We start from the raw sequence: 20,146 nt of genomic DNA, 5'->3' as shown, positions 1-20,146 counted from the left end.
GTCAACCCCCTCAATTTGCATTATTTAAATATATAAAGGTCTTCATTGAAAAATTCCCTCAGACTTTCCTTTTTCCTTACAACAAAAAATTCATTATTGCAGGCTGCCACAATACTAGGCCTCTCCTTTATAAAAGGCGGATTAAAAACGATTGTATATGCACCGACATTTTCAAAAATGACATAATCGTCTTTTTTTGGTAATTCTCCATTTATTTCATAAGCTAAGTAGTCTTTTTCCATGCATGTATATCCAACAATGTTATATGAAACATATTTTTCTCCTGTGACTTTTTGTTTCACTATTTGCATCGGAAGATTGCGCTTATGCATGGTTGGCTTAATATTGTGCACACTGCCGTCTATCAAGACAAAATATTTATCCTTAATTCTCTTCGTTCCAATAACCTTTGCAATAAATTGGAAGGTATTAGCCACCATCGAAATTCCAGGTTCTAATATTAAATAAGGTTTTCTTTCATTATTTTGAAATTCATTGTTCATAATCCTGCAGACTGCTTCAGCATAATCATCGAAACTTGGAGCATTTAGTTTAAAGGAAGCTGGTAATTCACCATAAATCCCTCCCCCTATATCGATGAATTCCAGCGAATCACCAATATATTCTTTTGCTAATTGGCATAGACCTTTTGTGATATTTTCATAAGTTTCTAGCTTCCTTTCTCTTGTTGAAAAATGGCCATGTAAGCCAACGATTCTAATATTCTCTAATTCCCTGAGTTCCTTTACCGCATCTTGAAAATTTCCGTTTGTTGTACAAATTCCAAAGCGGCTTCGATCAAATCCTTCTTGAAGAACGTTTTCACCGTTATTGGTAATATCAAAGTTTACCCTTAGTCCAACTTTTACCTGCTTGGATGTATATTTTTCACTATAGTTTTTTACATCCTCCATTTCGTAAAGTGAATCAACATTTAGAATACTCCCATAATTCAAAGCGATTTCAATATCCTCGAATGTTTTTAATGGTCCGTTAAAGATAATTTTACGTGGATCAACACCTATTTTTATCGCTAAATCGTACTCTAATCTAGAAACAACTTCAGCATATGCTCCTAATTGTGACATCACTGAACACAGATAAGGCAAATAGTTAGTTTTATAGGAATAACCGATAATAAAGTTTTGATACCTTCTTTTAAATGCACTATCTATTTTTTGGTAGTTATTTCTTAATTTATTTATATCTAACAAATAAAAGGAAGAACCAAACTCCTGGTCCAGTTCTTTGATTTGATGGTAACTTAACATCATACCTACCAACCTCACTTCACTGCCTTAATACAAACCTATAAATAGCCGCCTATATATTTTCATCATTTAGTGCACTAATTACTTTTTACTACCAAACCAAACCTGATTGGTAAAATATTCAATGACTGATTTATCAACATTTTCGTCAAATTTTCTTGCAAAAAATTGATTAGCTCCCTCAATGAGTGGAATATCTTCTGTCGTTAAGTTCTGAGGGGAATTTCGCTCACTAAGTGTTTTTCCCCATTTAAAAAACATGAGGTTGTTATTGACAACTTCATGTTTAAAGTGTGAATTTAATAGTAAAGTGTGAAAAAAACATTCATCGGGGACCAATGAATTTTCAAAATACTTATAATACCATTCATTTTCATCTAAAAACTTAATGATATACTTTGCCGTTTCAACCGGAATGGTAAACCACTGTGAGCCAGTATAAAATGTGTAATCCAAAGGAAATTGGTGTGAATTTGGAGAAATATTTATCCCCTTATTATAAAGGCTAAGAACCAATCTCCGATAAACCCTGATAGGATGGGTTGAGGTATACCGTCTACGAGTCACTCTTGGCCAGTTAATTTTCATAAAACCTAATTTTTTCCTATCCGTATTTCTTATCTTCATAAAAATTTTACCTTGGTTTTTTATTAAGAATTCTTTAAAACCTTCTTTTACCAGCAAGTCCTGCCCGCTTCTTAAACAGACATAATCATACTCATTTTTAGATGCAAGTGCTTCTCTTATTAGTAGAATAGTAGCATCGATTTGACTAATATCACCCCATTCACAGACGATATTTTGCTGTAGAACCTTTACATTAGGACTTTTTATTATTTTTTCATTTAATTTTTCGTAATTCCTTTTGTCAATATGAACAAATACATCTGCTTGACCTTCTGAAATAAGCTGTTTAATAAACTGATTCACTTGATCTGGATTTTTATGAATCTGCAATAAAAAAGCCGTTCGAAGATCAGAATTCATTCGTTTTCCCCCTTCCTGAATTTCCCTCCGGAAAACTGGTATTTCATGTTTGTCAATTCAACATAATTGAGAAATTATTCCTTAAATTTATATATTGGATCAAACCTTATTCTATAAAACAGTATAAAAAATAAAAAAATCAATATGATGCTCGATAAAGTTTGGACAATTCTCAAATTACTCAGGTGAAAACTAAATAATATGTTTGAATAGATTAATATGGAAAAGATATTATATTTTGAATTAACCATGTAATTATAAAAAGTCTTGTATATTACACCTAACAAATATGCCCCAATAATTACACCAGGTATCCAAAAATTCATATACATGATCCCCAAAGTTTCTGGAGGCCATGAAGATTTATACAAATCCTTATATGGCAAAGAAGGTCGGACATCCATTCCCTCTGCTATTGTTCTTAAATAAACACCATCATCAACCGGTGGTTTGTTGGAAATAAGGGAGCTTGGTATCGGTGCTTTCAACAAATCAACATAACTTGCACCTAACCATAACTTATCGATATCAAAATAATTTAATATTAATAAATAATGATCTACATAACTTGTTTGAGTAAATATTATTTCATAATTTTCCCGTATATCCTTCTCTAATTGATTAATATTCTTACTATAATATTCGAAAGCGCCAGGTGTTCTTATTATAGGTATTGCAATAAAGTAAATTATCATTAGGAAAGCAATAAATATTGCTTTCCTTGGAATTTTTCTAATCCTTTTTACACCATAATGAACTACCAACAGAATTAGAAACATGAGATAGATGGTTGAACTTCTCCCCCCCATGGAAGAAAATATTAATATTGATGCAACACATAGAATTATTATAAATAAAAGTTTAGTATAGGTTTTCTTTTCTTTTAAGGAATAAATCAATATTGCTAAGGCAATATTTAGACAAGAAAAAAGACTTGTTAGATAATTATTTCCTGCTATGATAAAAGTTCGATATTCCAAATTGTTTAACAAATAATTGAGTCCTCCAATTTTCGACAAAAACAAAAAAAATGCTCCTCCCCCTATTAATCCTGCCATAATGAAACTTAGTCGAAGCTGTCTTCTTGTATATTTAACACCTATATAAGGAAAAAACTTCGGTATTTTTTTTGCTGCATTCGAATTAAGACCTAAAAGGATCGAAATAAAACATAAAGCTTGTATTAACCCATAATAAGCAATAGTTATGTCTAAATTCCCCATACTTTTGTGGTTTCTTACTAAAGGAGAACCTAATTCATTATTAAATGAAAAAAGAAATAAATATGGCACTATACTAACTAAGTGCAAAGCAGCAACTATTCTTGATGGCTTTAGGAGGTCTCCTTTTTTTAAATCATATTTAAGCGAAAATATGATTGGAGTCAAAAAAATTATCATTAAAATCAGCGCAACCATAAAAATTACCATAGGAAACACTCCATATCCTGTTTAAATCTAGTTTATTTAATTTAAAGAAGGAGCTAAATTTCTAAAATCTTTAGCTTTCATTATTTTTCTTAAAACAATCACACTTGTCGTAAAGCGCACTGCCATTCCAATACATACCACGATGGCTCCCCCTACTAATTGATGTGCGGGAATAAAGTAAAACGATGTACCTATTGAAGTTAATATAGTTGCAGCATATATCGGGATTTGCATTTTAAAGTTTTGAGTTGCATTTATTCCTACATCTAAGAAGGAAGAGATATACCAAAACGCTGTAGAAATCATAATTAAAATAAAAACGATTTTATATTGAGCATATTCTTGATTATACAGGAGGGTTAGGACCGTTCCCCCAGCCAATGCTGCAATGATAATTCCTAATAAACCAAGAATGAAAGCAATTAATAAAAGTTTTAACAATAGTGTCTTAAACAAGTTATATTTTTCTTCTTTATAATATTGAGATAATCTAGGAAGAGATGATTGGCATAAGGCGCCAATCACAGTACCTCCAGCTACCATCAGATAAACTATTGCTGCAAAATATCCAAGTGATTCTTCACCTAGCATTCCTTGAATAAAATACCTTGGAATATTTAGATTTAATGAATCTAATGATGCTACAACTCCCAACGGAAACGATATGACAGCAATGCATTTTAAGCTATTTAAGGATGATGGCCTTGATATTACTTTATTATTATTTTTATTGTTATCATTTAATAATAGCGATTCCATCCCTTTTCTATAATCAAAAAATAATAGTACAACTGACCAACTTACTATGATGCTAAGATTTGTAATTATGATATTCTTTGTGAAATATAAAACAATGATTACACCTACAAGGGAGATAACTCCCTTTAAAATTTTTGAAATAGCTATAACTTGCATCCGTTCAACCTTCTGGCTTATACCATTAAAAATATCACTAATCGACTCAATGACTTTTGAGCACCCAACTAGAATGATTACAAGTAAAGTAATAAAACTATAATCGAAAAAAATAATAAGAAAAAAAATAATCAACATGGATAAAAATAATGTGATCAACCTTAAGATAAAGTAATCTTTATAATAGAATTGATCCCTTTTGTCGGTAACCATGACCACACTAAGATTCATATTTAAAAATAAAAAAACAGGAGCTGTTATTGCTAGTCCTAATGCATATTGCCCCACCATTTCCGCTGTTCCTAATTTGGTAATTGCAATAAATATACCCCATTGACATATTGCATATATAACATTCCCGGTAAATGTCCAAACGAAATTCCCCTTTAAGGATCTAACTGGATTATTTGACAATAAATTACTCACTAATCTCACCGTTTCCATGGTATGGTAATGGATGAAAATCCACTGATTAATTTTCAATAATCTTATCGATTATTTTCATTTTTCGATTATATGAATTAAGGAAATGTGTTTCTTCAACGTTTTTATATTCCACTTTTTGCTGAATTATTTTTTTCATTAACATAAATAGGTCTTCTGAATGAAAAGGATTAAAAAAATATGCATTTTCATATTTATTAAGTATTTCATTAGAGAAAGGAGAATCGGACGCTAGTATTACACCTCCATGTAATCTTGTCTCAAGCAAGGGCAATCCATAAGTTTCAATATAGGAGGGAAATATCAATATTGACTTGGTATATAGTTCAAAAACATTTTCTCTAGTTAAACTTCCAACAAAATCTATTGGTAAATGATGATCTTTAACTTCTTTAAATAACTTTTTAATATAATCATTTTCATCACCATTTAACGTGAAAATGACTTTAAAATCCTTTAAGTTTTCATTTTTTAAATTCTTGCAGGCATCAATGATTATCTTATGGTTTTTATAAATACTTGCTCCTGCTGGGTAAAAAAAAGTAGATAAGGAGTCTAAATTGGGTTTAAAATATTCCTTAATATCAATATTAATGTTTGGAAATATAACATCTATTTTTTCATTTTTAACCCCGGATTTTTCCCTACATGCTTGTTTCATCCATTCAGATTGGACAATTACCTTACTTGCATTCTTGATTGAATGTATTATTTTATTCCCTATGATATTTTGATAAATCCAGAAAATTGTATTTTCCATCAGACTAAATTTGTAAGAAACAAATGGTAGTGGTTGATGAACATATAGAATTTGAGGAATATTGGTTTTTGGAATAATTACATTTTGAAATGATAATACTTTTTCAATTTTATATTTTTTTATTAATTTTGCTGCTACAAAGCTATCAAATAAAACCCTATGTGCCCAACTTTTCTTTATCCAAGGAAACCTTAATATTTTTATATTCTCAGTTTCTTGTAATTCAGGTTTACTAAGGACAAATATCCAATTTATATTTTTATCATGATGTGATTTTACCTCATCATAAAAATCATTTAGGATTGATAATGCTCCTCTATTTTCTGCAGGGACATCAAAAACCATAATATTCATTTTTTTACACCTTCCTCCAGACCACCATATTAACTATTTCCGTATAACTTTGAATAATCTTTACTACTTTCACCGAGACATTTTCATCCTTATAATCATTAGGAAGGTACATCTTCTCTTCCTTCGTACTCATTGTTCTGCTCAATTCTACAGCCTGCAAAATTTCTTTTTCTGTAATTCCACCGATTACGACTGTTCCTTTATCAAGTACTTCTGGTCGTTCAGTTGATGTTCTGATTAAGACTCCTGAAAAACCAAGAATGGCAGATTCTTCTGAAAGCGTTCCACTGTCAGAAAGCACATTAAACGCATTCATCTGCAGGTGGTTATATTCAAAAAAGCCAAACGGTTTCAGTTGACGGACAAGGGGGTGAAATTTAAAACCTCTTTCTTCAATTTTCTTCCAGCTGCGCGGGTGAGTTGAATATATAACGGGAAATTGATACTTTTCTGCTATTTTGTTTATTGCGTTCATTAATAGTAAAAAATTATGTTCATTGTCGATATTTTCTTCACGGTGTGCTGAAACTAGAATGTATTTTTTCTTTTCAAGATTTAAGTCTTCAAGCACAGTGCTATTCTGAATCCCATTCATATTTTTTTTTATTACCTCAGTCATCGGTGATCCTGTCACGAAAATATGTTCTTTTCGTATTCCTTCTGCTAACAGGTATCTGCGACTATGTTCTGTGTAAGACAGATTAATATCAGATAGGTGATCTACAATTTTTCGATTAATTTCCTCAGGTACATTTTGGTCAAAGCAGCGATTTCCTGCTTCCATATGGAAGATTGGTATTTTTAATCGCTTTGCTGCAATGGCACTCAAACAACTATTGGTATCTCCAAGTATCAATAGTGCATTTGGTTTCTCTTCTGTTAATATTTTGTAGGAAGCAGCAATGATATTTCCTATCGTTTCCCCAAGGTTTTCCCCAACAACCCCTAAATAATGGTCAGGCTCTCTTACCCCTAATTCTTCAAAAAAGATGTCATTAAGCGTATAATCCCAATTTTGCCCTGTATGCACTAAAGTATGATTAAAATAGTTATCACAAGCTTTTATAACTTCTGATAATCTAATTATTTCAGGTCTTGTTCCTACAATCGTCATTACCTTCAATTTTTCCACTTTACTTAGACCTCCAGGAAATAAGTATCGGGTTTTTCTGGATTAAAGATTTCACAAGCCCAAAATATGGTGATGACATCTTCTTGTCCGGTATTTTCAATGGAGTGTGTATAACCTACAGGTATGTCTACTACTTCAGGTATTTCTCCATTTACCTTATAATCAAGTACATTTTCACAATCAATTTTTCTAAACCTAATATTAGCTTCACCTTGAATCACGAGGAACTTTTCTACCTTTGTATGATGCCAGTGATTTCCTCGTGTAATTCCTGGCTTTGTTTTCGAGATAAATATTTGACCATTTGCTTTCGACTTAATAAACTCTGTAAGCCATCCGCGATCATCAACATTCTTTTTTAATCTATAGGAGAAATTATCCTCTTCTAGGTAAGATAAAAATGTACTATATAATGCTTTATCCAATTCCTTTTCTAAAGATGGCATTATTAATGATTCCCGATTTTCTGCAAATGAATTGAGCTTATCGGCTAACTCGCCCAGTGTGAGTTTATAACTTTTTGGAACAACACAAATTTCCTCATTACTTGTTTCATAACCTTCTAACGCTCGTAAAAATTCTTCTAGTACATGATCGATATAACATAATGTTATTTCAGTATTTGGGTCATTTACCCGAATGGGTAAATTCCTTGCAATATTATGACAAAAGGTTGCGACAACACTGTTATAATTCGGTCTGCACCATTTACCAAAAAGATTTGGCAATCTATAAATTAAGGTTTTTACTCCCATTTGTTTGCTATAAGAAAACAATAAATCCTCTACTGCTTTCTTGCTTCTGCCATAAGGATTATCCTTGGAAGCCTGCGTAGAGGATGTAAAAAGTACTGGTGATTTATTATTATGTTTTTTTAATAGGGCCAATAATTCTGACGTGAAACCATAATTCCCTTCCATAAATTCTTTTTGATCCTTGGGTCGATTTACTCCAGCTAAATGAAAGACAAAATCACATTCCTTAGTATACGTATCTAATAAAGAGGGGTCGGTTTCCCTGCTAAACTCAAAAATATCTTCATAATCTTGATTTTTTAATTCAGCTACTAGATTTTTACCTACAAATCCATTTGCACCAGTAACCAGTATTTTCATTAAATATCAAGCCTTCCTTTTTGTGCTAAATTTCTCAAAATAAATTAGAGTGTCTCTACCTTCACCTTTACATCCTTTAGTTCATTTTGGACAAATTCTAATTCGAGAAGTTTCTCTTTGATTTGCTCTATATTTAAAATTTTTGTATTGTGGGAGTTATATTCTTCAATAACAGATAAATTTTTGTCCCCTTCAGCAAAATACTTATCATAATTCAAATCTCTTTTATCAGCAGGAATTCTAAAAAAGTGCCCTAAATCTTCTGCTGCCAAAAATTCCTCCCTTGTTAGAAGAGTTTCATATAGCTTTTCTCCATGACGAGTACCTATTACTTTAATCTCATTATCTGCGTTAAATATTTCTTGTAATGCCTGAGCTAAGTGACCTATTTGACATGCGGGCGCCTTTTGGACCATAATATCCCCGGATTCAGCATTTTGAAAAGCAAATATGACAAGTTCTACTGCCTCTTTAAGACTCATAAGGAATCTAGACATATTAGGGTCGGTAACCGTTATTGGAAGACCGCTTTTTATTTGTTCAATAAACAATGGGATAACTGAACCTCGCGAGGCCATAACATTTCCATATCTAGTCCCGCATATAAGGGTTCTATCGGGAGAAACTGTTCTTGATTTTGCAATAAATACCTTTTCCATCATTGCTTTTGAGATTCCCATTGCATTAATTGGATATGCTGCTTTGTCAGTCGAAAGACAAATGACCTTTTTTATTCCATAATCTATTGAAGCCGTTAGGACATTTTCTGTACCGAGTATATTAGTTTTTACCGCTTCCAGCGGGAAGAATTCACAGGAAGGTACTTGTTTTAATGCTGCTGCATGAAAAACGTAATCTATCCCGTGCATGGCATTTTTTACACTTGCAAGGTCCCTTACGTCCCCTATATAAAACCTAAGCTTGTCATTTTTATATTTATTCCGTATATCCTCCTGTTTTTTTTCATCACGAGAAAAAATACGAATCTCTTTAATATTTGTTTTTAGGAATCTTTCCATTACAGCGTTACCGAAGGAACCTGTTCCCCCAGTAATAAGTAGTGTTTTCTCGTTAAACAATATATTCATCTCCTTTCCTGCCGCATCTATTTATAAATGCTTAATAATGATATTGACTGTCTTTCTAATATCATAATGTTCTTCTAAGTATCCCCTTCCATTCATCCCCATTTGATCCCTTAGATTTTTATCGCTCGAAAGCTTCTTGGCATTGTCAATAAATGTGTCTAAATCTCCACTTTCTGACCATAATCCACTTTTTGATTCTTTCAATATTTCTTTTAAATCTGTATTTTTGTCTGTTGCTGCTAGAACTGGGAGGGAGTACTCCATATAGGCTGTCAATCTAGAGGGGAAGTTGGGAATGGTAAATCTTTTATCCAAAAATATTAAACCCACGTCAGCATTTTCCATTAACTGATCATATTCATTTTTGGGCAATTTTTTAAACAAGCTTATATTTTTTGGTTTTTTAGTAGTTAAATGATTTCTGATTGTTTCATATTCCGTACCTGATCCTACAATTAATAGGTGTCCCTTATTCACTTTGTGAAAATTGTCGGCTATCTTTAATAAAAAATCTATTCCTTGCGGTTTACCTAAATTTCCTCCATAGACAAATAAAGTCGCATCGTTTGGAATGTTATATTTTTGATAGAGATCTTTACTCAAATTTGTCCTAGTCACTCTTTCAACCGGCTTAATTGAATTAGGAAAAATCTCCACCTTTGTCTTGTCTAAATATGGATTATAGTTTAATACGTAATTCATATTTCCTTTCGACATACAGCCAATAATATCTGATGCTTTATACAATTTTTTCTCTTTGTTTCTAAAGTACTTCCAAATCAGGCTGCCTTCTTTAATAACATCAATATCTACCGCATTTTGAGGAAAAATATCTTTAAGTACTAAATAGGTTTTACTGTAATGCTTTTTTTTGAAATAATTTACAACTTTTTCAAATGTTATTGGCGGGGTTGAGTATAGGATTAAATCAAATCGAACAGCTGAAAAATACCTTTTTACTGCTTTTAGATATTGGCTCTCAATATTAAAAGTCGAGATTCCTTTTTCTATAAAGTTTGTCTCAGTAATATTTCCTGTTTTTACTTTTAAGAGTTTTATGTTTTCCGTTGTCGTTAGCTCTGTTGGCAAACCTGTTCTTCTCTCTCTTGGAAAAACCACATGCATGTTTATACCTCTTCCCGCAAGTTCTTTTACGAGGTCCGTATAAATTCCCCTTTCATTTACATTCTCCATATTTGATAATGTTAGAAACAACACATTCAAAAACAATCACCTGCTTCGAACTAAAGTAAAAATCAAATTGTTTCATCATGCTCAACTTTATTTTTATAAAATACCCAAAATCCTTTTTCTTATCGGGACTGGTTCTTCTTTATAAATATATTGTCCACATAAGAGCAGTTCAGCGTTTTCTTTGAAATAAAATGTTCGATTGATGCCAAATTTATTTGTGATTGTTTCATATGCCTCCTGAAGGGAGAACCCTCTTGAATTAGTATTATGGGCATCCGTAGCGATGAAATGGGCCAAATTATGCTCAATCATTTTGTCTGCAAGGGATTTAACCTTTTTTCCAAAATGACCGAGAATACTTCCAGAAGTAAGCTGGGTCAACGCTCCCTCTTGAACCAATTCAAATAGTAAATTGTTTTCTTCAATAAAGCCCCTATGTCTTTCAGGGTGTACTATAATTGGCGTAATCTCTTTCAACAATAGTTCATAAACAATTTCTTGAGTGTAGGTTGGAACTTCCCCTGAAGGCAGTTCTAATAATAAGTATTTATCCTTATTGTCAAGGGTCAGTACTTCACCCATTTCAAGTGAAATAAATATCTCCCGATGAATTCTTAATTCTTGGCCTGGATGAACGGTAAGAGGAATATTAGCCTGATGTAAATACTTATTAAACTCAATTACACGATTTAAAATATCTGCCTTTGGATTTTCAAATAGCCCATTATGATGGTGCGGGGTAGCAAATATATGGGTAATTCCAGTTGAAATTGCTGCCTGCGCCATTTCCTTACATTTAATTAGATGACAGGGACCGTCATCTGTATATGGGAGAATATGACAGTGAATATCAATCATATTTTTAGCACCTTTTAACCATAGTAACCATAATATTTACCTTGCGTAGATTCCACCCCATTTACTACAATACCAACCATTATCGAGTTTGCCTTTTCCAGCAAATCCTTAGCTTTCATTGCCCGATCTTTTTTAGTTTTTCCACTGGATACCACCATTACAACTCCATCACATTTACTTGCTAAATTCTGTGAGTCTGTAACTACAAGTATTGGCGGTGTATCAAAAATGATATATTCATATGCTAGTTTTAGTTCTTCGATTAGCAGTTCCATAGTCTTTGAATCTAATAATTCCGAAGGATTTGGAGGTATTGGTCCACTTGTTAAAATGTCTAAATTAGGTAAATATGTCTTACATATTGCCTTTTCCAAGCTAATGTCCTTTGTAAGCACACTTGTTAGACCATCTTTATTACTAAGATTAAAGGTATAATGAACAGATGGTTTTCTTAAATCTGCGTCCACAAGTAATACCCGTTTTCCATGCTGTGACAGAACTATGGCTAGATTTGCGGATGTTGTGGATTTCCCGTCTGAGGGTTCTGGTGAGGTTATAACAATTGTTTTGATGTCATGATCAACAGAAGAAAAGTGTAAATTATTTCTAATAAGTCGGTACTGTTCGATTATGGGCGAATGGGGATGATATTGAGTAATTAAATTTACCATTTTTTTATTTTTATTTTTCAACCGACGAGACAACTTTTTCACTCCCCATTGTTTGTGTTTTGGAATCTCTTTTCCCTTTTTCATGAACCTTTGGCATCTTCTGAACAGTTCCGAGTACCGGCAATCCAAGGCATGCTTCTACATCGTGTTCGTCCTTAAATGTATTATCCATGAAATCTAAAAGAAGAGCGGTTCCAATTCCAATCATCACACCAATAACAAACGCAATAGCCATATTTAATATCGGCTTCGGCTTAACGGGAATAGGATTCTGTTTTAATTCGGCTTTCGCAATAATACTTACATTATCTACATTCATTATGCCTTTAATTTCTTCTTGAAAGGTTTCTGACACTGTATTGGCAATGACTACTGCCTTACTGGCATCTTGATCTTCAACCATCAAAGAAAATACCTGTGAATTTTCTTGACTTGTCACTTGAATATGTTGATTTAGTTCCTCCCAGCTTTGTGTAAGGTTAAGTTTATCAATAGCTTTTTCCAATATCACAGGACTTTTTAAGATAACCCTATAAGTATTTATCAAATCTACATTGCTTTGTAATTGAGTATAGTCAATCTTATTTTCTGTATTTTTTTGATTAACGAGGATTTGCGTTGAAGCCTGGTATACAGGCTTCAATATATAATAAGAAACGGATGCACTAATCAACACTGCAATTAATGTTAACAGAACAATTACGTTCCATCGTTTCTTAATCGTATGAAAAATATCAAATAAACCCACTGTTTCTTCCATAATACCCTCCATGGTTTTAGTACTCCACAATCATTACAGCTTAACAATATCGACTTTGACATTTGCATCGTCTTATTTCGCATTTTTTGGGGGTACTATTACTTATAGATTTTTATTATTTACTAAAGATTTTTTTAATACATTCAATCACCCTTATTTGCTCCTCTATCGTCATATTTGAACCTGATGGTAAACAAATTCCTGTTTGAAAAAGATATTCAGATATGCTCTTTTGCTTGTTATGTGAATAGAAAGTTGACTTTTCAAAAAGTGGCTGTAAGTGAAGCGGCTTCCAAACAGGCCTTGCCTCAATATTCTCAGACTCAAATGCGGTAAGTAATCTGTTTATCTCCCTCTCTGCGTCTTCACTATTTATCGTTAAGGTTGTAAGCCATCGTGTTGAGAATGTATTATTCAATTCTGGCAGGAAGGAAACAAAAGGCAGGTGTGCTAATTCTTTTTGATATATTTCAAAGATGGTTCTTCTTTGATTGATTCTCTCATCCAATACCTCTAACTGACTTCTTCCTATCCCCGCCAAAATGTTACTCATTCGATAGTTATAGCCAAGCTCGCTGTGCTGATAATGTGGGGCAGGATCTTTTGCTTGAGTTGCTAAAAAACGAGCTTTGCTTAGAGCATCGGGATTATTGGAAATAAGCATCCCTCCGCCTGATGTTGTTATAATTTTATTTCCATTAAAAGAATAGATTCCAAAATCACCAAAGGTCCCGCTCGCTTTTCCCTTATATTTGGCTCCAAGGGATTCAGCTGCATCTTCTATAATAGGAACATCGTATTTTTTACATATGGAAACGAGTTCATCCATCTTGGCAGACTGTCCATAAAGATTTACTATGATCACAGCTTTCGGAAGTTTTAAAGCTGAAGCAGCGTCAATCAAAGCCTCTTCCAGTGCTAACGGCGACATATTCCAAGTATCTGGTTCTGAATCAATAAAAACAGGTTCTGCACATTGATAAAGTATTGGATTGGCACTCGCAACAAAAGTTAGACTTGAGCAAAAAACGGTATCCCCTTTTTGAACATTCAATAAAGAAAGTGCTAAATGAATCGCGGCAGTTCCTGAACTCACAGCAACCGATCCTTTGACACCAACATAGCTTGCGATTTCCTTTTCAAATGCATCTACATTCGGTCCTAATGGAGCAATCCAATTCGTTTCGAACGCTTCATTAATATATTTAATTTCTGTACCGCTCAAGTGGGGCGAGGAGAGGAAGATTCTACTTTTTGTCGTTGTATGCTGCAAAATCATAAACCTCCAATTCTATTTTGGCTATAAAGGAATATTTAGGAATAATAATCTTAGAGACTTTGAAATACTCTAACGACACTCTAAATGGATAGGGACAGGATTGGCTTTGGAATCGTTTTGTTATTCGCAATCATTAAAAGCTTTTCTCTAAGATCGTTTCTTTCAAGACTTTCAAAGGTAGATATTAATTCTTCTATTTCTTGTATATATAATTCAGAGGTTTTGCCAATATAAATTTTCGGGTAGATCTGTTCCTCATGAATCTCATCTTCTTTTAATAATTCTTCAAATAGCTTCTCCCCTGGCCTTATCCCTGTAAATTTTATTCCAATCTCCTCCACAGAATTTCCGGACAATTTAATTAAATTTTTTGCAAGATCAACTATTTTCACGGGTTCACCCATATCTAAAACAAAAATTTCACCACCCTTGGCAAGAGACCCAGCTTGAATAACAAGACCTGACGCTTCAGGAATCGTCATAAAGTAGCGAACCATATCAGGATGTGTAACAGTAACAGGTCCACCTTTTTCGATTTGTCTTTTAAATAAAGGAATAACACTTCCACTACTTCCAAGGACGTTACCAAATCGAACAGCCACAAATTTTGTATTACATCCTCTATTCCTCGATTGGATAACCATTTCTGCCAGTCTCTTCGATGCACCCATAACACTAGTTGGATTAACAGCTTTATCAGAGGAGATCATGACAAATGTTTTAACTTCATTCCAACTAGCAGCATTCGCTACATTCATCGTGCCAATCACATTATTTTTTACTGCTTCCTCAGGGTTGCGTTCCATCAAGGGCACGTGTTTATGCGCGGCAGCATGATAAACAACATCCGGTTTATGAAGTCTCATTACTGACTCCATCTTTTTGGCATCCTGCAAATCAGCAATTTCTGTTATAATCTCAACACCAGATTCCCCATAACGTTCCTTTAGTTCCATTTCAATCGTATAAATACTATTTTCACCATGCCCTAAAAGAATCAATTTTTTCGGAAAAAAGTCTGCTACTTGCCGACAAATTTCCGAGCCAATAGATCCGCCAGCACCAGTCACCAACACATTTTTTCTGGCAATGTATTTTGATATTGATGCATTATCCAGATTTATAGGTTCCCTTCCTAACAGATCCTCCACCTGAACATCACGAAATTGACTGACAGATACCTTACCTGTGACCAAATCCTCCAGCATGGGAAGTATTTGAGTTTTCGCAGATGTTTTTGCACATTCCTGAAAGATAATATTTAACTCTTTCCTACTTAGTGATGGAATGGCAATAACAATATTTTCTATGTTAAAATGGTTAACTACCTTTTCTATAGAACTCACCCCGCTAATAACTGGGAGACCGAAAATATCTAATTTTTGTTTATGAATATTATCATCAATAAATCCTACAGGAAAAAGGTCAGCTCCATGATTTTTTAATAACTGTCTGGCAACCATTATCCCTGCTGATCCAGCACCAACAATAAGTGTTCGTTTTTTATTTTGGTTTTTGTTCATAAAAGAATCACGGTAAACCCGCCAACAAAATCGAGAACCTCCAATTAGCAGGATATTAATGGACCACGTCACAGCAAGAAGCCTAAAATAGATTTGATGGATTAATATCCACTGAATGAACGGAGCCACAATAATAGATGTGGTAACAATCTTAATGATAATTAATAATTCTCCAACACTAGCATATTCCCAGGCCTTCTTATAAAGCTTAAAAATTAAAGAAAAAATATGGTAGCTAATCAAGATGGTCAATGAGGTAACAATCATTGGAACAGTAATATCATAGACAGTTGAATTAACCAAAAAACTGCTTAAAAAAATTCCTGTTAGGACAATACACGAATCCACTATAAAAAATAGAGAAAACCTTTGTCGATAGGTCATTTTCTCGCCCCTTTTTTTATTACTGTTTATTAATTAAAAGCTTTGATTATAGTGACTTTTTGAGTCATTATCATCAAAACCTTTAATATTAGGGCATCTAACCCCTCCTCACATCACACTATTGGCGACAAGCGTCTAAGGTTATTTCAACCCACAGTATGACCGAGTGCCTTCATTGATAATGGTTAGAAGACATCACCAATATTATATAATAAAGAACAACAATGTTCTTATTATAGAACATAAAAAGTAAAAAAATTATTATTTTACGGTATCGTTGATTACTCGCTTTGCATCTCCAATCGATCTAAATAATTGGCTCTTCCTTTACTCTTTAACTACCTTCAATAAAAATATTCTTCAAAGTATATTGAATTGGTTCTTTGAAAATAACTAAAAAAATTAGTTTTTTATACAAAAAGGATATATGTATAACCCAATAATAATTCTTTATATAGAACAAGTCAATCCATTATTTTTATTGTATTTAAATCGGTAATCTCTAAATACTGTTCTTTTAGAAGCTAACATAATAAAAATAAAAGTAAAACTCTAATTTGTGTTATTTTTCTTCGTTTCAATAAAAATTTTTTTAATAAATAGGCTATGTTAAACTTGTCTGTTGATTTCCGCTCCAGGCACTCGCTTTCCGCGTTCCGCGGGCGGTCGGGAACCTCCTTGGCGCTATTCGCGCCTTCGGGGTCTCCCCTGACCTGCTTTTCCCGCAGGAGTCTCGCACCTTCCGCTCTAATCAACATATTGGCAAAATCAACAATGAACATTAACATAGCCAATAAATAAATCTTTCTAAATAAAATTCGTTCTTTAAAAAGAACGAATTATGGTTTATAATATCATTAATGTCAAAATAGTTATGCTTTTTATTGAAAACAACTTAAAAAACCTCTTCCTACTGCGAATCATATTGTGAAAGAACTATCAACTGCATTATCCTCCATGAAAACCTTACAATCCTTTATACAGATTCATTAATTTTGTTAATAAGGAGAAGCCTATGATTGGACAACGAATTAAGAAACTAAGACAACAAAAGGGGTATACCCTAACGGAACTTGCAGAACTTGCCAATGTCTCTAAGTCCTATTTGAGCAATATCGAGCGGAGCCTAAATAAAAATCCATCTATTCATTTTCTAATGAAGACTGCGAAACCTTTAGATGTTTCGATTGAATACTTACTTACTGGAATCGACCAAGTAGAAAATCAATTTAACAATAATGGGAAAGAACTTCTGGATAAAGAGTGGAAGCTGATAATTGAAAAGGCTATTAAAGAAGGAATGAATAAAGAAGATTTTAGAGAGTATATTAACTTTATTAAATTTAAAAACTGGGAAAAAAAAATAAGAAGAAATATATAATTGACACAACGCCACCAGTGTAGTAAATTTTATAAATAATCTAAATATTAATTTCTTATCAAGAGAGGTTGAGGGAATGGCCCTGCGACGCCTCAGCAACCTTCAATGGCATAGGTCATTGAAAAGGTGCTAAGTCCTGCAAATTATTGACTAATTTGCAAGATAAGAAGAATGACAATTTGGTCGTTTACAAAAGTCTTCTTCTTAAAGAAGACTTTTTTTATTTTAAAAGCGGAAGCGACCGTTTAGCGACGATCGACTGGACCGCACCAATTTTTAAAACAAGGAGTGTTGCATCATGTACAAAATTGATACCAGATTAGCTCAAATTGGAAATCGCAGTGAGACAGCAACAGGAACGGTGAATCCACCTGTTTATTTTTCAACAGCCTACCGCCATGCAGGAATTGGGCAATCCACTGGTTACGACTATAGTCGTACAGGAAATCCAACACGGCAGGTCCTTGAAAAAACCATTGCTGATTTGGAATGCGGTGACCAAGGTTTTGCCTGCAGTTCAGGGATGGCGGCAATTTCCACCATCCTATCTTTATTCCAGTCTGGTGATGAATGGCTTATCAGTGAGGATTTATATGGTGGAACCTACCGTTTATTGGAACAAGGCTATAAAAAATGGGGATTAACGTGTCAATATGTAAACACATGTTGTCCGGAAGAGATTGAAAGTAAGATTACACCTCAAACAAAGGCCATCTTTCTCGAAACTCCGACCAATCCCCTCATGCAGCAGTCTGATATTGCCGCTATTTCGGAAATAACCAGGAAACACGGAATATTACTGATTGTGGACAATACCTTCTATACACCACTTTTGCAGCAGCCGATTGGCCTTGGTGCCGACATCGTTATCCATAGTGCAACGAAATACTTAGGCGGACATAATGACGTGCTTGCCGGGCTGATTGTGGCAAAAGGGAAAGAACTATGTGAATCTCTGGCTTTATATCATAACGGCGCCGGGGCAGTGCTAAGCCCCTTTGATTCCTGGTTATTAATGCGCGGCATGAAAACTTTATCGTTACGAATGGAACGGCATGAAAAAAATGCCAAGGAAATCGTTAATTATCTTTCCCAACATGAGGATGTGACCGATGTCCTTTATCCAGGAAGAGGCGGGATGGTTTCCTTTAGATTAAAAGAGGAAACATGGGTTAATCCATTTTTACAAGGCTTGCAATTAATTACTTTTGCCGAAAGTCTAGGCGGTACGGAAAGCTTTATTACCTATCCGGCAACACAGACACACGCCGATATTCCTGAAGAAATAAGGATTCAATCAGGGGTGTGCAACCGCTTATTGCGTTTTTCAGTTGGAATTGAGGATGCACAGGATATTATTTTTGATCTTAAACAGGCTTTTGTCATTGTCAATGAAGGGGTGAAGATTTAATGGCATGCGAGGAATATTGTTTTGAAACAAGGCTTCTTCATAATAAGCATAAAATGGATGCTGCCACAGGTGCTGTAAGTGTACCGATTCAGCATGCGTCCACCTTTCATCAATTTGACATTGACCAGTTCGGAAAGTTTGATTACGCCCGCAGTTTAAATCCAACAAGAGAAGCACTTGAAGATGTAATTTCGGAATTAGAGGGCGGCGTAAAAGGATTTGCGTTTTCCTCAGGGATGGCCGCCATTTCAACAGCCTTTCTCCTGCTTTCTGCAGGCGACCATGTCGTTATCACCGAGGACGTGTATGGCGGGACCTATCGTATGATTACCCAGGTGCTCACAAGATTTGGAATTGAGCATACCTTTATCGATATGACGGATCTTGATCAGGTGAAACATGCCATCAAGCCAAATACAAAAGCCTTTTATGTGGAAACTCCATCTAACCCATTATTGAAGGTGACGGATATTCAAGCAGTCAGCCAATTGGCAAAAGAGGTCAATGCGCTAACATTTGTCGATAACACCATTTTAACTCCTGCACTCCAAAAACCATTAGAGTTAGGAGCTGATGTTGTCCTCCACAGTGCTACTAAGTTTTTGTCGGGACATAGTGATGTGGTGGCCGGACTAGCTGTCGTTAAAGATGAAGGTTTAGCTGGCAGGCTTGCTTTTTTACAAAATTCCTTTGGAGCAGTCCTTGGAGTCCAGGATGCCTGGCTCGTTCTGAGGGGGCTGAAAACCCTTCATGTCCGGCTTGATCAATCGCAAAAGTCAGCGTTCACGATAGCTCAATTTTTACAATCTCAGCCTCTTGTTGAAAAAGTATATTACCCAGGCTTTGAAAATCACCCGCAATATGACATTCTGCAATCCCAAGCTAATGGCGCTGGCGCCGTTTTATCTTTTGAGCTTGCCGATGAAGCAGCAGTTCGTTCGTTTGTATCAAATGTAAAAATTCCTGTTTTTGCGGTTAGCCTAGGAGCAGTTGAATCGATTTTATCGTATCCGGCTAAAATGTCCCATGCTGCCATGCCACAGGCAGAAAGAGAGAAACGTGGAATAAAAAATAGTCTGTTGCGCTTATCCGTTGGCTTGGAAAATTCGGATGATTTGATGAAGGATTTTTCCCAGGCCCTCGAGCAAATCAACCAGAAACGATTAGTGTTTGAACGGGGAGAATGACA

Annotated in this window: 17 protein-coding genes and 1 riboswitch; of the genes, 3 read left to right on the top strand and 14 right to left on the bottom strand. The window is 34.3% G+C overall.

The window, feature by feature from the left end; translation table 11 throughout:
* Window positions 1-20: 20 nt before the first annotated feature.
* The 14 genes from M5A78_RS10320 to M5A78_RS10255 form a co-directional block, all read right to left on the bottom strand.
* Window positions 21-1,274 carry a type III PLP-dependent enzyme domain-containing protein gene (locus tag M5A78_RS10320; RefSeq protein ID WP_319942276.1) on the bottom strand — a complete coding sequence of 418 codons (1,254 nt, stop codon included), beginning with the start codon at window positions 1,272-1,274 and terminating at the stop codon, window positions 21-23.
* Between the two features lie 78 nt (window positions 1,275-1,352).
* Complete coding sequence (locus M5A78_RS10315) at window positions 1,353-2,258, bottom strand: beta-1,6-N-acetylglucosaminyltransferase (RefSeq protein ID WP_248735192.1); 906 nt, start codon at window positions 2,256-2,258, stop codon at window positions 1,353-1,355.
* A 74-nt stretch (window positions 2,259-2,332) separates the two neighbouring features.
* On the bottom strand, window positions 2,333-3,688 hold the full coding sequence (locus M5A78_RS10310) for an O-antigen polymerase (RefSeq protein WP_248735191.1): 1,356 nt from the start codon (window positions 3,686-3,688) through the stop codon (window positions 2,333-2,335).
* A gap of 36 nt (window positions 3,689-3,724) precedes the next feature.
* Window positions 3,725-5,029, bottom strand: coding sequence for a lipopolysaccharide biosynthesis protein (locus M5A78_RS10305; RefSeq protein ID WP_248735190.1), 1,305 nt, complete (start codon window positions 5,027-5,029; stop codon window positions 3,725-3,727).
* A 46-nt stretch (window positions 5,030-5,075) separates the two neighbouring features.
* A complete protein-coding gene (locus tag M5A78_RS10300; protein ID WP_248735189.1) occupies window positions 5,076-6,161 on the bottom strand; it encodes a glycosyltransferase in 1,086 nt (361 codons plus the stop codon).
* Window positions 6,162-6,165: 4 nt separating this feature from the next.
* Window positions 6,166-7,293 carry a non-hydrolyzing UDP-N-acetylglucosamine 2-epimerase gene (gene wecB, locus M5A78_RS10295; RefSeq protein ID WP_248735188.1) on the bottom strand — a complete coding sequence of 376 codons (1,128 nt, stop codon included), beginning with the start codon at window positions 7,291-7,293 and terminating at the stop codon, window positions 6,166-6,168.
* Window positions 7,294-7,298: 5 nt separating this feature from the next.
* Complete coding sequence (locus M5A78_RS10290; RefSeq protein WP_248735187.1) at window positions 7,299-8,408, bottom strand: capsular polysaccharide biosynthesis protein CapF; 1,110 nt, start codon at window positions 8,406-8,408, stop codon at window positions 7,299-7,301.
* Between the two features lie 44 nt (window positions 8,409-8,452).
* Window positions 8,453-9,487 (bottom strand): polysaccharide biosynthesis protein, encoded by a 1,035-nt coding sequence (locus tag M5A78_RS10285; protein ID WP_248735186.1) that lies wholly within the window; start codon window positions 9,485-9,487, stop codon window positions 8,453-8,455.
* 30 nt (window positions 9,488-9,517) lie between these two features.
* A complete protein-coding gene (locus M5A78_RS10280; RefSeq protein ID WP_248735185.1) occupies window positions 9,518-10,621 on the bottom strand; it encodes a glycosyltransferase family 4 protein in 1,104 nt (367 codons plus the stop codon).
* Between the two features lie 162 nt (window positions 10,622-10,783).
* Window positions 10,784-11,548, bottom strand: coding sequence for a tyrosine-protein phosphatase (locus tag M5A78_RS10275; protein WP_248735184.1), 765 nt, complete (start codon window positions 11,546-11,548; stop codon window positions 10,784-10,786).
* Between the two features lie 14 nt (window positions 11,549-11,562).
* A complete protein-coding gene (locus tag M5A78_RS10270; protein ID WP_319942281.1) occupies window positions 11,563-12,261 on the bottom strand; it encodes a CpsD/CapB family tyrosine-protein kinase in 699 nt (232 codons plus the stop codon).
* Window positions 12,230-12,979, bottom strand: coding sequence for a YveK family protein (locus M5A78_RS10265; protein ID WP_248735182.1), 750 nt, complete (start codon window positions 12,977-12,979; stop codon window positions 12,230-12,232). Before M5A78_RS10265 ends, M5A78_RS10270 begins: the two co-directional genes overlap by 32 nt.
* Before the next feature lie 115 nt (window positions 12,980-13,094).
* Window positions 13,095-14,252, bottom strand: coding sequence for a DegT/DnrJ/EryC1/StrS family aminotransferase (locus tag M5A78_RS10260; RefSeq protein WP_319942275.1), 1,158 nt, complete (start codon window positions 14,250-14,252; stop codon window positions 13,095-13,097).
* Window positions 14,253-14,338: 86 nt separating this feature from the next.
* Window positions 14,339-16,165 (bottom strand): polysaccharide biosynthesis protein, encoded by a 1,827-nt coding sequence (locus M5A78_RS10255; RefSeq protein WP_248735180.1) that lies wholly within the window; start codon window positions 16,163-16,165, stop codon window positions 14,339-14,341.
* Window positions 16,166-17,180: 1,015 nt separating this feature from the next.
* Between M5A78_RS10255 and M5A78_RS10250 the strand changes: the two genes are divergently transcribed.
* From M5A78_RS10250 to metC, 3 genes are all read left to right on the top strand, one after another.
* On the top strand, window positions 17,181-17,546 hold the full coding sequence (locus M5A78_RS10250) for a helix-turn-helix domain-containing protein (RefSeq protein ID WP_248735179.1): 366 nt from the start codon (window positions 17,181-17,183) through the stop codon (window positions 17,544-17,546).
* A gap of 52 nt (window positions 17,547-17,598) precedes the next feature.
* A riboswitch (SAM riboswitch) is annotated at window positions 17,599-17,715 on the top strand.
* 129 nt (window positions 17,716-17,844) lie between these two features.
* The gene (locus M5A78_RS10245; RefSeq protein ID WP_248735178.1) at window positions 17,845-18,957 is read left to right on the top strand and encodes a methionine biosynthesis PLP-dependent protein; all 1,113 of its coding nucleotides are present in this window, start codon (window positions 17,845-17,847) and stop codon (window positions 18,955-18,957) included.
* A complete protein-coding gene (metC, locus tag M5A78_RS10240) occupies window positions 18,957-20,144 on the top strand; it encodes a cystathionine beta-lyase (RefSeq protein ID WP_248735177.1) in 1,188 nt (395 codons plus the stop codon). The genes M5A78_RS10245 and metC overlap by 1 nt, the downstream gene beginning before the upstream one ends.
* Window positions 20,145-20,146: the final 2 nt, after the last annotated feature.

Source organism: Neobacillus rhizosphaerae, from assembly GCF_937468385.1.
Taxonomy (GTDB): domain Bacteria; phylum Bacillota; class Bacilli; order Bacillales; family Cytobacillaceae; genus Neobacillus; species Neobacillus rhizosphaerae.
Note: the sequence above shows the minus strand (reverse complement) of the source record. Positions and strands in the feature narration are given on the sequence as shown.

Coding starts and splice junctions, on each gene's coding strand:
- M5A78_RS10320 (WP_319942276.1), bottom strand. CDS start 1,274: ATGATGTTAAGTTACCATCAAATCAAAGAACTGGACCAGGAGTTTGGT.
- M5A78_RS10290 (WP_248735187.1), bottom strand. CDS start 8,408: ATGAAAATACTGGTTACTGGTGCAAATGGATTTGTAGGTAAAAATCTA.
- M5A78_RS10245 (WP_248735178.1), top strand. CDS start 17,845: ATGTACAAAATTGATACCAGATTAGCTCAAATTGGAAATCGCAGTGAG.
- M5A78_RS10275 (WP_248735184.1), bottom strand. CDS start 11,548: ATGATTGATATTCACTGTCATATTCTCCCATATACAGATGACGGTCCC.
- metC (WP_248735177.1), top strand. CDS start 18,957: ATGGCATGCGAGGAATATTGTTTTGAAACAAGGCTTCTTCATAATAAG.
- M5A78_RS10300 (WP_248735189.1), bottom strand. CDS start 6,161: ATGAATATTATGGTTTTTGATGTCCCTGCAGAAAATAGAGGAGCATTA.
- M5A78_RS10265 (WP_248735182.1), bottom strand. CDS start 12,979: ATGGAAGAAACAGTGGGTTTATTTGATATTTTTCATACGATTAAGAAA.
- M5A78_RS10280 (WP_248735185.1), bottom strand. CDS start 10,621: ATGCATGTGGTTTTTCCAAGAGAGAGAAGAACAGGTTTGCCAACAGAG.
- M5A78_RS10250 (WP_248735179.1), top strand. CDS start 17,181: ATGATTGGACAACGAATTAAGAAACTAAGACAACAAAAGGGGTATACC.
- M5A78_RS10255 (WP_248735180.1), bottom strand. CDS start 16,165: ATGACCTATCGACAAAGGTTTTCTCTATTTTTTATAGTGGATTCGTGT.
- M5A78_RS10310 (WP_248735191.1), bottom strand. CDS start 3,688: ATGGTAATTTTTATGGTTGCGCTGATTTTAATGATAATTTTTTTGACT.
- M5A78_RS10315 (WP_248735192.1), bottom strand. CDS start 2,258: ATGAATTCTGATCTTCGAACGGCTTTTTTATTGCAGATTCATAAAAAT.